Raw genomic sequence first — 15,787 nt, forward strand, 5'->3', positions numbered from 1 at the left:
CGTTTTTATATACACCTCAAAACGCTTTGACTAGATAATCCAAGTTCTCTTCTGATTCACCTAAATAAAGTTGAGCCTCTTGAAACTCCCCAATCGATTAGCTGATTAATGATGCGCCGTTTTTTTCTTTCTACATGATAGATGTGCTGTTCTAGTTTTTATGGACCTTTTGCATATTTTCAAGAAATCAATTCTTGTGTTGCCATTTCTACAAACTGAATATCAGACTCTACAAGGTATTGAATATATGCCGTTTTCGCCTTCATATATTCATCTTCATTTTTCCATCTGTGATGGCTGCCGTCGTAAAGTATAAAAAAGGAGTCGCTTTTCAACGGACTTATCAATTTACTCATTTCATTATTCGGATTAAATATTTCTTTTGCTTTTTTATGTGCCTGTAACACTTTGTCTTTCGAACATCCGCCTACAAGCAAATAATGTGGAGTGATTAAACTCATTTTGTTATTCCCCCCTCTATTGCCCTCATATACGATCCAGAAAGGATAGAAACAAAGAGCACGCATTGATTCTTTACAAGCTAACATGATTTAAAAAGCATGAGAGGAAGGATAATCTCAAATGGCTAGTGATATATTCTAAAAAGCTGTCCTTCTTCTCACTTTGTACAACAAACACCTTAAGTTCGGATAAATGAGCTTGTTCTTTATACTTAGCTTTAAGATAAAAGATGGTTCCACTTAAAAATAATTATGTAGTTCTCCCCCACATGAATCCAACGGTTTCATGAAGCATTTGTTTTGTCATTTCCATTGTGAATTCTTGGGCCTGCTTTTTCGAATGGATATCTACAATTGCATTCGAAGCAATCATTTCTTTCATCCTTTCGTAGTTATGGCGTTTTCATATAACTAAATACAATACAACTAACCAAAATGGCATTACCATTAAAAATCCATTTCTAATCCCTATTGCAAAAGCCAAAGGATCAACATTACAGTATGACGTTGCCTCTTTTTTAACTCGCTGCAATATTTTTTTTGGGTGGGAAGGCTCATAGTGAATCTCCTTATCTTTCAATCTGTTTTCGTTTTCCATAACAAACTACCACCAAAACAGCCTATACAATAAATCACAATGAATTTCATAAAAATTTCTATAATTGCATCCGTCATTCCCCATTCTCCTCTCCCAAGGCCTGTAATACACAAGCTATAATTAGCAAAGTAAGAATTAATAATAAGCTCCCTATATTTCGGCATTTTCTAAGCATCGGCATTCTCTCCTCATAATTAACGTTTATTTCAGAAAAAAACCAAGCTAAGAAAATTCAGAGAAGAAAAGAACCCAATTTATCTCGTTATGAGCAAATCGGCTCTTTAATATTCAAAAGACATAAGCAATGTAAACTTATTGGGTGTAATCTCCCAAACTTATATTCTCCTAAGAAATTAATATCTTCCTAGCCTAAAGGCGAATATCGTACGCTAGAGATCTTTTCATTTAAGAAGCTTGGTTGTTCCAAAATGCTGGCGGTAGCCCCAAATAGTACATAATATCCTCGAATGATATTAATATAATCTCCATGCAATATCAATTCTTTTTTTATAAAAATTATAAAAAAAGAATTGATATTGGTTTTTTTATGACATTTATCGACAAATTATTTACTTTTATCAATTATCAATTTATAATAATTACAACTTAATATACATACTACATAACATGAAATAATTACTTAGTTGAGCATATAGTTACCACTGAAGAGGTTTTGAAAAATTCCAAAATGATGGACGAGTACTTATGCGGATTAATTTATATAAATATAAGGGGAATGAAACTGCAGAAAAGATGTGTGATTAGTATGCTCTAGCTTAGAAGATTACTAATCGGTTGAATAATTTTAGGTGATAAAAAAGAGTCATGGATTTTTTGCAGAGTATTTTAGGTTGGCTATGGTAAATATACAAGATATATTTATAGATTGATTCACGGACCCTATCTCAAAAAATGAAATAAAAACGATTTTTAATTATTGACAAGAAATAAAACTAAATATATATTAAATTATAATAATTATTATAAAAAAATTATTATCGTTTATAAATAGGAGGTTCCACTTCATGAATCCAAATAATCGCTTAACAACAAACCAAGGTGCTCCAGTTGGAGATAACCAAAATTCTCGTACAGCTGGTCGCCGTGGGTCGGTATTATTAGAAGACTATCATTTAGTAGAAAAGCTTGCCCATTTTGATCGTGAGCGTATTCCAGAGCGTGTTGTACATGCACGTGGTGCAGGTGCTCACGGTGTATTTGTAACTAAAAACAGTATGAAGCAATATACGAAGGCAGCATTTTTACAAAATGAAGGAACTGAAACGCCCGTATTCGTTCGTTTCTCAACAGTTATTCATGGCCAAGGCTCTCCGGAGACAGCACGTGATCCGCGTGGGTTCGCTGTTAAATTTTATACAGAAGAAGGAAACTACGATATCGTAGGTAACCATTTACCAGTTTTCTTCATTCGTGATGCAATTAAATTCCCTGACATGGTGCATTCTTTAAAGCCAGCACCTGATACAAATATTCAAACGCCAGATCGTTATTGGGATTTTATGACGTTAACACCAGAATCTACTCATATGATGACATGGGTATTTTCTGATTATGGTACACCAGCAAACTATCGTGAAATGGAAGGTTTCGGGGTCCATTCATTTAAATGGATTAATGCAAAAGGTAAAATTGTTTACATTAAATATCATTGGAAACCACAGCAGGGTGTACGAAATTTAAGTGCAAAAGAAGTGGAACAAGTACAAGGTAAAGATTTCAATCATGCAACTCGCGATTTATTCGATGCGATTGAAAAAGGAAATCATCCAAAATGGGATCTATACGTACAAGTGATGCAATTAGATCAAATGGATTCTTTAGATTTCGACCCATTAGATCCAACAAAAGTATGGCCAGAAAATTGTTTCCCACTCATTGAAGTAGGGACAATGACACTAAATCGTAACCCACAAAACTTTTTTGCGGAAGTAGAGCAAGTGGCCTTTACACCAAGTGCAACTATACCTGGTATTGAACCATCTGAAGATAAACTATTACAAGGTCGTTTATTCTCTTACCCAGATACACAGCGTTACCGACTTGGTGCAAATTATTTACAAATCCCTGTAAACTGCCCATACGCAACTGTTCGTAATCAACAACGTGATGGTGCGATGCAAGTAAATCAAAACCCATCTACAATAAACTATGAACCGAGCCGCCATACTGAAAATCCAGTTGAAGACCCAACATACCGCGATTCAACTATGAGAGTAGGAGGCTATGTATCTCGTGAAAAAAATGAGAAACCGAACGACTTCAAACAAGCCGGTGAGCGTTATCGTTCATTCTCTAAAGAAGAGCAAGACAACTTAATTGCAAACTTAACTAATGACTTGAAAGACGTAAATGAGCGTACGAAACTACTAGCTATTTGTAACTTCTTCCGTGCAGATCGCGAATATGGTATTCGCTTAGCAGAAGCATTAAATGTTGATATTTCATCGTATGTAGGAATTTCTACAAAATAATAACGTGCTTAATTTTATTTTACTCTCAAATTTAACTTACAATATGTAAGAAAAGAAGTTGTCTCAAAAATTCGTTAAAAAACGACTTTTTAGGGACAACTTCTTTTTTTAGTTCTCTTCAACAATAGATAGGATTATTAATATTTGTTCATACAATTTATGCAGCATTTCCAAATTATTATTTTGTTTTTGCTAATCCTACAATTGCAATGTAGGCATATAGCTAACATATATTGGCTGTATTTTCTTATTATCGTTATAGCAAGGTTCTACACGCTTCCCTATGGATATATTTTCATTTAGGGAATCTTGGCGAAGAATTAATGTATACTTGATCTTTATAAGAATAAATATTGAAAAACAGATAGTTAATCAATTTTAATTGTGTAAAAAATACATACCTATAAACAGTATTAATAATGGCTTAATACTTCTCGTCATGGAAGTCCTAATATCTTGAAGAGAGATTTCAAGGCATCTGATCTTGAGGAGGATAATTTGTGGGTATGAAAGGGAGATTAATTTGCTTTATAGAGTAGGTAAATAAGATAGAATAATAGATTATGAAAGAGCCCTTAGGAGATAGGGGCTCCTTAGGGCTCACCTAATCACATGAATTGATTAGGAGGAATATAAACATTTTAACATATAGCTGATTCATTTGAAGGTAACAAAAAAATTACAGAATTTACGATACGAGAAAGCCCACGCAGGACTTTAGTCCTTCTTTAGACGTGGGAGTGTCAATCTCTCCATTGTTTCAATTCGAACTCCTGATTCAGTCTTACTTTTATTTAATGCACTGAGGTACAACTATTTTAGTACCCTTTTAAATTTGCAACCAAAAGTAATTATCATACCTACAAGAACCATCAATATGCCTATTGCTGCACTGTTATTTGTACTTGTACCTGCTTTTGGAAGCTCTTTATACGTATCTTCTTTTTCATCAGAATTACTGTTGTTAGGGATATTATTAATACCATTTTCTTTATCTGTCACTACCACTTTTTGTATTGTAGTTACCTCATTACTACCGGAGTCACGACCAAGGAATTTTACCTCGAAAATACCAGTTTTAAATATATCTATTTCACCAAAATGTCTTACTTTATCAGTAATATTACCATCTTCTTTCTCAATAGCTTTAACCCCAGTCATTGGTGCGAATTTTTCTTCTACATTCATCTTCCCTTCAGTAGGTACAGTTAACTCAGGCTCTTGAATCTCAATAGGTTTTTCTTTTTCTTTAACTGTTACAGTTTGTATTTGAGTTGCCAAATGACCTGCAGAATCTCTAACTGTGTATTTAATCGTGCAAGTGCCAGGTGTATTTGTATCTACTTCACCTTCATATTTTACTTCTGATGTAAGGTCACCATCTTCTTTATCAGTAGCACTTACATCTCTCATTGGATCGAATTCATCCCCTTCCGAAATTGTAGTTTCTGAGGGTACTTTTAGTAATGGCGGCTCATCTTTTATTTCTTCTTTCTCTTTAACCGTTACCGTTTGTTTTGCGTTTACTTTATGACTTTTAGAGTCTTTAACTGTGTAAGTTAACTCGTAAGTGCCTGCTTTAGAGGTATCTACTTTACCGTCAACTGTTATTTTATTAGTAAGGTCTCCGTCTTCCTTATCAGTAGCAGACACTCCTGACATTGGGTCGAATGAATTACCTATATTAACTGTCGCTCCAACAGGTACTGTAAAATTCGGTTCCATATCTGGAATTTCTTCTACAATTACAGGTTTAGAATCTGTGGCTTCCCAAATAGGTGCGGTTAATATTGGATAGTTCAAAGCTTCTATTTTTTGTCGCGTTTCTTGCGATGCTTTCAGTCCCCATTGATCAAAAAACGGGAGTACATTTTGTTTCGCTACTTTGGATGTATTGTAAATAAATGCTTGAATTTTCTCTTCATCCGTTTTTGGAAGTTGATCCTTTGGTAACTCTCGATATAGTTTGTGAAGATTCGGATAAAAATCCTCACCATATGCGAGATGAAGTTGCCAAAGCATAACAAGTTTCACAAACAAGTCATTAATATTTTTATAGTCTTTATCTGTTTGTTTTAAGTATACAAAGGCTTTATCGTAATCACCGGATTTTTCTAAACGCGTCGGTTGATTCGGGAATAATCGCTTTTGTGCAGCTAAAGAATATAGATTAACAGTTACTTCACCCATCCCTCTTAAATCATTCCACGTCCATGGGTATTGTTGTCTTGCATGTCCCGCTTCGTGCATTTGTCCCCATCCAAATTTATTTACATTTAAAGCACTTTCAATTGCGTTACCAGCAGTAGTAAATGCAGCTCCATCTAGACTTGCATACATGCCCCATGTTGGTCTGTTAGGATTTTCTATAAAGGCCCAAATACGTTCAGTCGAACGATGTAAAGGATTAGGATCTGTTTCAGATAATCCAGATATTTTATCTTGCGCTCGAATCATTTCATCATATGTTTCTAATAACGGGATAGGATCTTGATTCACTATATGCTTCTTAGCACTATCTTGAGTAACCGTAAGCACTGCTTTCTTTGATTTTAATTGAACAGCATGTGCATTTGGATACTTGTCCATCATCGCAATCCAGTCTGCTTTCGTATGCTTTCCTAATTCAAAGAACGGGACATGGCTCCCGCCTTGTGTGACTTTCACCTTAACTGTTCCTGTTGTTTGATTATTATCAAGTCCTAATAACCCACCATTTGGAGATGAAATCTTATTCGTACCAGGTGAAAGTTTAATTTCTTTTCCCCATTCTTTATCATAGCCATGTGTTCCAATAATTGCTCTAATCTTATTCGTTCCTGATACTTCAACTGTAACTTCTTCATTCGGTTGTATATAAATTCCAGTTGGTATATAGGTTTTTTGTTCACTTCTTCTCTCTCTTGTTGCTTCATCCTGATAGCTTCCTGTAGCTGGTAGGTCAAACTCCCTTAGTTCATATTGATTTGTAGTTGGTTGATTCACTGTTTCAGCGTGTACATTTAAATTGTTTGTTATAATAGGTGTAAATAATGTAGTTGTCAAAATAGCAGCTGTCGCAAGCACTTTCATCGGTTTTTGAAATCTATAATGATTCCTTTTCTGCATATAAATAATCCTCTCTTTTTCAATTAGTTCCATTAAAATTCTTTCGTGAAATGAATGTAATTAATTTCGATTTTCTGTCGGTGTATTTTCAGAAATTTAAGAAATTAATTTTCGTAAATATTGCTATATTTTGATAAATATAAAACATACCAGAAGAAAGAAATTTTCAACCTTGTTCATACTAAATAATTACAAAAGATAGGGTATGAGAATGAAACGAACCCATATCTTTTTTTCTTATTAATAAGAATTTAACATCGAACAAATCTTACTGCAACAAAATTTGACAATTATATCTTTTTTTCGACAATTTTCTTATCGTACTAAAATAGTGGTCTCACATCTATCAATAAAAAATTTAAAAATATAAGCGACTTATCATAAGTCGCTTATACGTAAAAACTTATTTTATTTTGGTCAATACATCTCAATTGACTCACAGGTCTTCCCACATGCTGATACACCATTTTATTCTCTAATATTCCGATTTCAGTCAAAAACATGACATACTTTCGAATAGAAACTCTTGAAACCCCTACTAATTGCGCCATTTCATCTGTTGTAAACGTCCGTCCATTCAGTGACTCAATTTTCTCCCAAATTAATTGTAACGTTTGTTTCGTTAATCCTTTTGGAAGCTCTTTAGTGACAATAGGCTCTCTTTTTTCCTTTTGTAAAATTAATGAATCTAATTCCGATTGACTAATTTTTTGTTGTTCTGTCATGAAAGTAAGTTTTTCTCGATATATAGTTAATGCCTCTTTAAATCGTTCAAATGTAAAGGGTTTAATTAAATAATCTACTACGCCATAATGTAATGCTTTTTTAATACTCCCCATATCATGTACAGCTGAAATCATTATAATATCAATTTCTTTCTCTTGATTTCGAATATACATTAAAAGCTCAAATCCAGTCTCTTCAGGCATAAAAATATCAAGTAAGACTAAATCTACTCGGGATTTCTCTAATACTTCTATTGCCGATTTTACTGAGTTAACTGCTTGAACAAGTTCAAACCCTCCTACTTGTTCTAAATAATGTGTATTTAACATTGCTACCATCGGATCATCTTCTACAATTAAAACTTTAATCATATTTGCCCCTCATCCCTACTATTAGGTATTTCAATTGTTATCTTTGTTCCCTCTCCTAACGATGAATGGATATAAATCTTTCCATTTATTCGCTGTGTACTTTCTTTTACAAGATATAAGCCATAACCGCGATTATCTCCCTTTGTGGAGTAACCTTTTGTAAACAATTTATCCAGCATATCTTCTGGTATTCCACTTCCTGTATCTTGTACTGTTATCATTAAGGCATCTCCATGTTGTATTCCAACTTCAACTTGTTTTTTCTCACAATTCATTACTGCGTCAAATGCATTATTGATTAAATTTCCAACAATCGTAATAAGTTCATGGATGATACAATCATCATATATATCTGGTAAGTCCGATTCTTCACTTATAATTAACTTTATATTTTTCTCCCTAGCATAGCTAAGTTTACCCAGTAGAAAACCAGCAAATACAGGACTTTTAATTCTTTTCATAACCCCACCAATTTCATATTGATGCTCTGATACCATACGACTTACATATTTCTGCAATTCTTCATACTGTTTCATATGTGTAAGCCCTAAGACGACATGCATTTTATTCATAAATTCATGAGATTGTGCCCGTAATGCTTCCGCATATAGCTTAATACCAGTTAGTTCTTCCGCTAATTGTCTAATCTCTGTTTTATCACGAAATGTTGCAATCGCGCCAACTATTTCTCCTTTTACATATAAAGGAACACGATTCGTCACAATCGTAATTCCATAAATATTTTGTTCTTCGTTTAATTGTACCTCTCCCGTTTGCAACACTTCTTTTATACGTGAATTCGGCGTATACAATTCAAGATTTTTACCGATAATATCTCCTGTGAGTCCACCTTTCTTTAATATTCGTTTTGCTTCATTATTTATTAAAGTTACATTGGCATCTTTATCTACAGCAATAATACCCTCTTTCACCGAAAGTAACATTGCATTTCTTTCTTCAAGAATTTTCGCTATCCTATGTGGCTCAAGACCAAATAAACTTTTCTTTATATGTCTAGCTAGCAATATCGCCCCTATAATACCAACTAATATTCCTACTCCAACACCTATATAAATAATATGTCTACTTTTTTTCACACTCTCTTTCACATTATCAGCTGAAATGCCAACAGCGACCGCACCAAGTTGCTCACCTGTTTCAGCAAAAATAGGTACGAATACTCGCATAGAAACCCCTAAAGTTCCTTCTGCAAGTGAAACATGTTCTTGTCCCTTCAATGCAGGTCCCTCATCTCCTCCAATAAAATGATGACCTATTTTTTGGGGATCTGGGTGAGACTTTCTTATTCCGCCCATGTCCATAACGACAATAAATTGAACATCTGTATTTTTTAATAGCCTATTTGTATACGTTTGGATTGCGGAAGTATCTGATTTGCCTGTTAAACCATCGATTACAACTGAATCATTCGCCACAATACGTGCAATCGTTTTTGCTTTCTCTGCTTGGCTATCCTCCGTTGCCCGTTCTACATTATGACTAATTAATATGTCTGTCACAAGTAAAGAAAACATTACAACTGTACACACTAATAATGTGATTGTCTTCCATAAGTCCAATAGTTTTTTCTTTTTTTTCATCTCTTCATTGACTCCTCTAATTCTTCTACGCGATCTTTGGTAAATATAGAATAAGTAAGCTGTTATTATACTTTAAATTTACTCGTTATTTTTTTGAGTTTTTCTATCGTTTCTTCTAAGTTTTGATTAGCTACAAAATTTATTCCATAAAAAAATAAGAGAAATTCAATATTGTCATTACTTTTGTAGCAAGGAGTATAAGATGGTTATTTTAGTCAACTTATACTTCTCATAAAATACTTCTAAATTATTCATAAAATTTAATATATCGCATTGCCATCAAACTAAGAAATACACTCTTCCCTAAAATGTAAAAGATGAGCTGAATCCTCATAAATAACTGTAGAGTTATAAAGTTTTCTTTTTTGATTTTGGGAATATCTCAAAATATGAAGTTGATGAACATATGACGGATTCCTTAATTAGAGAAAGTAAAGCACATATGGATCTACTTAATAACCTAAGGAGAGTGGATTATTGCATAAAAAAGGCTCCATTTCTGGAGCACTCAAAAAAAATGAATTAAAAAAAATAACAGACAATTAAACTATACAAATAACTCATAAATAAATCTATATATATTTTTAAAATTACATGTGAAAATGTTATTTTAAGGTAATCCTTGAATAGATATTACTTTGGTCGTACAGCTACAAAAGATGAAGAAAACAAATTTTTATCTATTAGGGACGGAAATGATTCTTGTTATGAGGACCACTCCAGTGAAATACTCAAATAGATATTATAAGAAGTATAAAAAAATCTATTAATATATACTTCTATTTTGTGAGATTGCTATAAAAAAACTCCCTTTCTAGGGAACTTTTTCATTATCTTATTCAATGGTATATCGACTATCTTCTGAAACATATAAACTTTTTGAATTAATTTCTATACTACAATCCCCTAATCGCCGTTTTACTTCTGATAGTAATTTTTCATTTGCTTCCTCTAAAGAACTTGCTGGAATCACCGTAGATTGTGAGCTTGATACTTTACCACTATACATCACTGAAAAATTCAATTCATATTGATGTATCAAGATTTCTCCACTCCTTTTTCCCTAAGTTTTCCCACAGATCATTCTTATTTGTTGATTACAATTATAATTTTTGAAGATAGGTACACACTTTGATACATATCAGATTTTTCTTAGTTAGGTGATAGCACACCGCAATCTTGCATGTCAGCGATACCAGAAATGGACTTCGCCTTTGGTAGCAAGAACCCCACTGACGTTAGTCAGCTGATCCTTTAGGGGTAGGAGTATCAATTAATAAAATATATGCAATAACTTTTAAAAAAATCATTGTTCCATCTCAGTTCTCTCATAAATTTATTTAAACTATTTAAAACCTCGAATAACATACAGGATTTTATATCAATACCGAAGTGTATTGATATGTAGTAATTCATCAGATACAGAAATAGATATACAAAAAACGCTAACTTGAATATAACAAAATTCTTGCAAATCTATAAAAATTAAAATTAGTGGTTCAGTTGCAAAGTTTACTAAATGAGTCTACACTCAATCGCTATCTGATGAGTATGCTATATTTGCAAAAAATCCCGATATACTTGTGACCATGTAAAAAAGCACCCTGTTTACAGGGTGCTTCATTTCTACCTAATGACTACTATTAGCAGTTGGGTATAGAGTTGTTCCTCCAATTGAAACTTTTATTTCATTTGTTACTGGAACATTTTGTTCATTAATAATGGTTCTCCACCATTCCCATGCAAGACCTGTACATTCTCTCGCTACGACTTTTACATTTTTTGAATTCGGTGGAAGTGGTATTACTGTAGAGTAATGAACCATTTTATCTTCGTTGTTTCCTCCCCAAGTAATATGTGTTAGTACTTCTTTCCCATTTTGATTATATGAAAGTTTATCCCAATGAAGATTTCTAATGATAATTCTTGAAAAATTAAAGCTATTTTAACTCAATTCCTTTCACAGAAAAAAGAGAGAATCGCTTCCCCCTTTATTTCCATTAAAAGACTTATAAATATTAGTTTACTTTTCTATAATCTACGCGTAACTTAGCGTTTCCACTTAACTCTAAATATTCTACTTTTACTTTATGATCCCCAGCTGTAATAGGGACTGTCACCGATCTTACGTCGTTCCCGCCCATTGATCCCCAGGAATCAATAATTTTTTTATCATCTACGTATACACGGACTCCATCATCTGCCATTGCTTCAAAATAATAATTTCCTTGTTCAAATGTCTCTGTTTTTGTAAATCTTGCAGAGAAATTATCTACTTGTACTGCACCTGGTGATTTGGCCCCCCAATCAAAGTTCAATTTATCAATTCTTGCATTAGAGTTTTCTCCTCCAGTCACTATTGCAGTACCACTTAATTCAGTATTATTATAGTATTCTGCTGTCCAAGTAGGGTGTTCCACAGATTCTTTGTATGGTTCAATGTTAAACTCTAAATTACTGTTACCGCCTTCTTCTAAATACTGTACTTCTATAAGATGTACATCTTTCTCATTTTTCTTCCCAAATAATCCATTTGCTGCATTATCTTGAATGTTAATTTTTCTAGCATCTTCAACGAATCCACCAGCTGCATAAAAACGATCGATAACAAGTTTTCCATCAACAAATACACGAATACCGTCGTCAGCTTTCCCTCGAATTATATAATCCCCTGCAGGTAAGCGCTTTACTGTTGTATATTTTGCAGAGAAATTATCAGGGTTAATACCCCAAATTGGAAATCCAGTTCCATTATCTTCAATAAGGCTTTTTTCTAGGCCTTGTGGAGCAATTATTTTCGACTTATAAGGTGCCCCTACGAGATCCTTATTATTATAATAATAGGCCAACCAAGAATCAAAGGGTACAACGTGGGAAAAGATTGCTGCAATTCCCTTATTCTCTTGGAATGCTGTAGTAATATAATGGTGCCCTTTGTTTAAGTTTGTAACTAATGCACGTTGAATAACCCCAGTAGAACTATCACTCCATCCATCGATAATTAAGTTCCCATCAAAATTAACTCTTACATAATCATCTGCAAGAGCTTGGAAAAAATAGTCTCCAGCCCGTAATGTCTGCGATTGATCATATTTAGCCATAAAATCATCATTTCTAACACCAAACGGACTACCATTAAGATAATTATATTCCAGTTCCTTTTTTACCTCTTGATAAATAGAATTTGTAAGCCAACCAGTTGGGAATGGATTAATAATTTGATAATTCGAAATATATTTAGAATATTGATCATAGTTTATATGTACATCTACTGGAGTCGTATTCCAGGTATCATGAACAATTAGTTCTTTAAACTCTTCATTCAGTTCAGGAATAAAGACTTTTTGATATCCTACACCAGTCATCATATGATTTTTATAAATTGGGTCAGATTGTGTAGCGACTAAGAGTGGTCTTCCCATATCAATCTCTCCTACAAATCTATCGTATGACGGACTATTATCCTGATAAGCCTGTGGGAAATATCCAAGATTAGAAAAATATTTCCACACTGCTGGAGCAACTTTAGATGAGTATGTAGATCCTTTATCATCTGTTTCTAATTCAATTGCTAAATTACTTATCAATTGATCAACATTTACATTATCTGCTACTAAATTATGATATCCATGCTTATCCCAATAAGCAACTAAATTTGCTAGCGCTGTAGGTGTACATCCTTTATACCAATTATAATCTGGTACACCTTCTATTTTTTTGAATTCTTCATTATCGGATGCAGGTGCAGATTTCATAAAGGTCTTATTTTTTTTGTTGGAATCATTATTATTATTATTATTATGCTGTAACTCTTTTTCTTCCCCATTTTTTTTAGCTTCTTTAATGCTTAGAGTTTGATCGCCTGAAATACTTGTAACATTCTCTTTTTCTTTCTTTAAATATTGAATAGGTCCTGTATATATTGCTTTTCCCTCTTCTACCCCTTTATATGGATTAGTACCTTCCCTTGTAGACTCTATAATTGGAGTACCATTTTTATCGCTGTTAACAATAATGTATCCAAAATCTTTATTATCTTTTTTTACTTGAAATACATACCCTTTAACTTTTCCCTCTAAATCATATAAAGTTTTACTTTCACTAAAATTAGCCTCTTTCCATTCTGGATAAGATTTATTACTTATACCTTTTAAATAAAACCCTGCTTTAATTTGTGCATCTTCTTTTGTTACAATTTCTACTGTTTCGTCTGCTCTTGAATTAACTGGATCACTTAAGAAAAATCCTAATAAAAGCGCGCTAACAGAAACAAATAAACGATTCTTATTCATACATGTTCCTCTTCCCTAAATTCTATTATTTTACATTAATATCCTGAATATACCATAATTGTTTTATTAAATAAATAGATATTGAAAATAATAGTCAGATATTTTATTAAAATAAATATATTGAAAATATTATAAACTTAAAATATAATACAATTTATGGTAAATAATTAGATTAATAGGAGTGGAGTCATGAAGAAAAGTATTGCAGTTTTAGGATTATCATGTGTTTTCTTATCTAGTTTTGCTTTAACGCCAGTTTCAGCAGCAACAAAATCTACAACAACAATTGCTACAGATCAACAATTACCAGATTTAACAAATTACAAACTATCACCCGAATTAGAACATCAAGCTGAGCAATTAGCAGATGAGATTGCACAGGATGTCCTAAGACAAGAAGCATCGTTGGGACTTAGGCTAAAGTTACAGCCATATAACTTTAATCCAGGAAGTGATGGGGTTAAACCAACTTATACTGATCTTACCAATGATTTTACTAGTATAATGAAGGCAAATAAGAATCGTATGAAGATTATAAATGCATCAGCTGAAAAAATTGCAAAAAGTAGTGGTAATCCCGTTGAAGGTGCTGTTGCATCTAGAGCATACAGATACACAGTTTTCACTAAATTAGTGAAATCTGGAGGTCCTTGGGATTATAAATTGAAATATGGGCCTAAAACTACATATACATTTGATAACAGAACACTAACTGGGGAGGATCTTGGAAACTTCCACTATGGATATGTTGGTAAAGCAATTGGTTTTACTGACATTGAACTTAAAGGTGGAGCTGGTTTTTATCAGGTACTCTCCAATACTTGGGAATGGGAATACTACAAAACGTTTTTTGATGACCCTAGAGACCAAGAAATGATTCAAGTAGGCATAGATTATTATAATAAAGGATATTAATTTATATACATTTTAAAAAAAAGAACAAGTTTATTTTTAACTTGTTCTTTTTTAGTTTAAAATATTATTAAACTGATATATATTCGGCATTCAAGGAATAAATAAAAAATCAATCACTAAAATCACATATTATTTAAGAGTGAAAGGACATACAAAACATGAAAAAAAATTTAACCAAAATTACAATGATAAGCGGTATTGTATTAATATTCTATCACTTTTTAAAATGGTATTTAACTCAATTCCTTACTCCATTTGTTATGCCACTTCTTTCAATAGCAATTCATGGATGGTTTTTCATAGTATTAATTTTATCAATTTTACATCTTGCTAGATATAAAAATCCGAAACCTTTAATTATTCAATTAATCATAATAATTATTTGGATATATACCCCCTTTACAAAGATATATACAAAATTAGATTTTTTAATTTACAAAGATGATCGTAAACAAGTTATAGAACTTATAGAACATAAAAAATTAATCCCTAATGTATCCTATGATAATAACCAAATTCATTTGCCTCCAAAATTTAAAGCTACCTCAAAGGGGGGAGGAGATGTAATTGTCCACTATGGAAAGAAAAATGCTTCAGTTTTCTTCTATACTTATCGTGGCCTAATAGACAACTTTTCTGGATTTATTTACGCGCCCAATGATGTAAAACCAAATGAAGACGATTTTAATAGTATCTTTAAAGATATAAAGAAAATAGAAAAAAATTGGTACTATGTTACATCTCACTAAGAACACAATTATTTTTTCCTGACTTTTTCAATGATTGCATCGATATATGTGCTCCCCTTTACCATGCCACGCGATACGTATGGCGGAATTAACTTTATTCAATGGAATTGTTTGAAAGAGAAGGAATCTACTTAGAATGATAATTTAGTAGGATAGGAAACCGTAAACGGAGCGTGTTTTTGGGGGGCACTGACTAATACCCCTTTTGGAATCGTATATAACGTGACTTCTTTTCCGATGCATCCGACTAGTAAAATCACGAGCAAGAAACTAAGGAACAATCTACATTTCATAAAGCCCTGCCCCTCTTTAACATGCAATCCAGTGAAATAATTTGTTTAAGATATGTAGAAATATGGTTTAACCAGCAATCAATGATCAGGTGTTTTTACCCTAAGTATACCTGAGTCTATTTATTTACCAACCCGAAAGCGATAAATTGTTTTATTTCCATTCATGAAATAGTACAATTTA

12 protein-coding genes and 1 pseudogene are annotated in these 15,787 nt (G+C 32.8%); 3 read left to right on the forward strand and 10 right to left on the reverse strand.

What is annotated here, in order from left to right; genetic code table 11:
• Positions 1-179: 179 nt before the first annotated feature.
• The 3 genes from JDS81_RS16230 to JDS81_RS16235 all read right to left on the reverse strand — a co-directional run bounded on the left by JDS81_RS16230 (position 180) and on the right by JDS81_RS16235 (position 1,059).
• A complete protein-coding gene (locus tag JDS81_RS16230) occupies positions 180-461 on the reverse strand; it encodes a hypothetical protein (protein ID WP_097954553.1) in 282 nt (93 codons plus the stop codon).
• 250 nt (positions 462-711) lie between these two features.
• The gene (locus JDS81_RS30745) at positions 712-834 is read right to left on the reverse strand and encodes a hypothetical protein (RefSeq protein WP_255569968.1); all 123 of its coding nucleotides are present in this window, start codon (positions 832-834) and stop codon (positions 712-714) included.
• A gap of 30 nt (positions 835-864) precedes the next feature.
• On the reverse strand, positions 865-1,059 hold the full coding sequence (locus tag JDS81_RS16235) for a hypothetical protein (protein ID WP_097954552.1): 195 nt from the start codon (positions 1,057-1,059) through the stop codon (positions 865-867).
• 1,025 nt (positions 1,060-2,084) lie between these two features.
• Between JDS81_RS16235 and JDS81_RS16240 the strand changes: the two genes are divergently transcribed.
• Entirely contained in the window at positions 2,085-3,551 is a 1,467-nt protein-coding gene (locus JDS81_RS16240; protein ID WP_097954551.1) for a catalase, read from the forward strand.
• A gap of 813 nt (positions 3,552-4,364) precedes the next feature.
• Here JDS81_RS16240 and JDS81_RS16245 read toward each other — a convergent pair.
• From JDS81_RS16245 to JDS81_RS16270, 6 genes and pseudogenes are all read right to left on the reverse strand, one after another.
• On the reverse strand, positions 4,365-6,659 hold the full coding sequence (locus JDS81_RS16245; RefSeq protein WP_097954550.1) for a M60 family metallopeptidase: 2,295 nt from the start codon (positions 6,657-6,659) through the stop codon (positions 4,365-4,367).
• Positions 6,660-7,048: 389 nt separating this feature from the next.
• The gene (locus JDS81_RS16250) at positions 7,049-7,756 is read right to left on the reverse strand and encodes a response regulator (RefSeq protein WP_046958451.1); all 708 of its coding nucleotides are present in this window, start codon (positions 7,754-7,756) and stop codon (positions 7,049-7,051) included.
• The gene (locus tag JDS81_RS16255) at positions 7,753-9,357 is read right to left on the reverse strand and encodes a sensor histidine kinase (RefSeq protein WP_097954549.1); all 1,605 of its coding nucleotides are present in this window, start codon (positions 9,355-9,357) and stop codon (positions 7,753-7,755) included. Before JDS81_RS16255 ends, JDS81_RS16250 begins: the two co-directional genes overlap by 4 nt.
• A gap of 835 nt (positions 9,358-10,192) precedes the next feature.
• Complete coding sequence (locus tag JDS81_RS16260) at positions 10,193-10,399, reverse strand: hypothetical protein (protein ID WP_000581809.1); 207 nt, start codon at positions 10,397-10,399, stop codon at positions 10,193-10,195.
• A 588-nt stretch (positions 10,400-10,987) separates the two neighbouring features.
• A pseudogene (locus tag JDS81_RS16265) lies at positions 10,988-11,260 on the reverse strand (thiol-activated cytolysin C-terminal domain-containing protein); the annotation flags it as partial.
• Between the two features lie 115 nt (positions 11,261-11,375).
• Positions 11,376-13,649, reverse strand: a complete 2,274-nt coding sequence (locus tag JDS81_RS16270; protein WP_097954548.1) for a PA14 domain-containing protein — start codon at positions 13,647-13,649, stop codon at positions 11,376-11,378.
• Positions 13,650-13,838: 189 nt separating this feature from the next.
• Here JDS81_RS16270 and JDS81_RS16275 point away from each other — a divergent pair, with 189 nt between their 5' ends.
• On the forward strand, positions 13,839-14,564 hold the full coding sequence (locus JDS81_RS16275; protein ID WP_097954547.1) for a polymorphic toxin type 44 domain-containing protein: 726 nt from the start codon (positions 13,839-13,841) through the stop codon (positions 14,562-14,564).
• 158 nt (positions 14,565-14,722) lie between these two features.
• Entirely contained in the window at positions 14,723-15,313 is a 591-nt protein-coding gene (locus JDS81_RS16280) for a hypothetical protein (RefSeq protein ID WP_097954546.1), read from the forward strand.
• A 131-nt stretch (positions 15,314-15,444) separates the two neighbouring features.
• Here the strand turns inward: JDS81_RS16280 and JDS81_RS16285 are convergent, their stop codons facing one another.
• Positions 15,445-15,606, reverse strand: a complete 162-nt coding sequence (locus JDS81_RS16285) for a hypothetical protein (RefSeq protein ID WP_179864521.1) — start codon at positions 15,604-15,606, stop codon at positions 15,445-15,447.
• Positions 15,607-15,787 lie beyond the last annotated feature (181 nt).

The sequence above is a fragment of the Bacillus cereus group sp. N31 genome, from assembly GCF_016483245.1.
GTDB classification, from domain to species: domain Bacteria; phylum Bacillota; class Bacilli; order Bacillales; family Bacillaceae_G; genus Bacillus_A; species Bacillus_A toyonensis.

Bases quoted from the DNA above. Each gene is read 5' to 3' on its own strand.
- JDS81_RS16230 (WP_097954553.1), bottom strand. From the start codon at position 461: ATGAGTTTAATCACTCCACATTATTTGCTTGTAGGCGGATGTTCGAAA.
- JDS81_RS16245 (WP_097954550.1), bottom strand. From the start codon at position 6,659: ATGCAGAAAAGGAATCATTATAGATTTCAAAAACCGATGAAAGTGCTT.
- JDS81_RS16240 (WP_097954551.1), top strand. From the start codon at position 2,085: ATGAATCCAAATAATCGCTTAACAACAAACCAAGGTGCTCCAGTTGGA.
- JDS81_RS16285 (WP_179864521.1), bottom strand. From the start codon at position 15,606: ATGAAATGTAGATTGTTCCTTAGTTTCTTGCTCGTGATTTTACTAGTC.
- JDS81_RS16275 (WP_097954547.1), top strand. From the start codon at position 13,839: ATGAAGAAAAGTATTGCAGTTTTAGGATTATCATGTGTTTTCTTATCT.
- JDS81_RS16255 (WP_097954549.1), bottom strand. From the start codon at position 9,357: ATGAAAAAAAAGAAAAAACTATTGGACTTATGGAAGACAATCACATTA.
- JDS81_RS16270 (WP_097954548.1), bottom strand. From the start codon at position 13,649: ATGAATAAGAATCGTTTATTTGTTTCTGTTAGCGCGCTTTTATTAGGA.
- JDS81_RS16235 (WP_097954552.1), bottom strand. From the start codon at position 1,059: ATGGAAAACGAAAACAGATTGAAAGATAAGGAGATTCACTATGAGCCT.
- JDS81_RS16280 (WP_097954546.1), top strand. From the start codon at position 14,723: ATGAAAAAAAATTTAACCAAAATTACAATGATAAGCGGTATTGTATTA.
- JDS81_RS16250 (WP_046958451.1), bottom strand. From the start codon at position 7,756: ATGATTAAAGTTTTAATTGTAGAAGATGATCCGATGGTAGCAATGTTA.
- JDS81_RS30745 (WP_255569968.1), bottom strand. From the start codon at position 834: ATGATTGCTTCGAATGCAATTGTAGATATCCATTCGAAAAAGCAGGCC.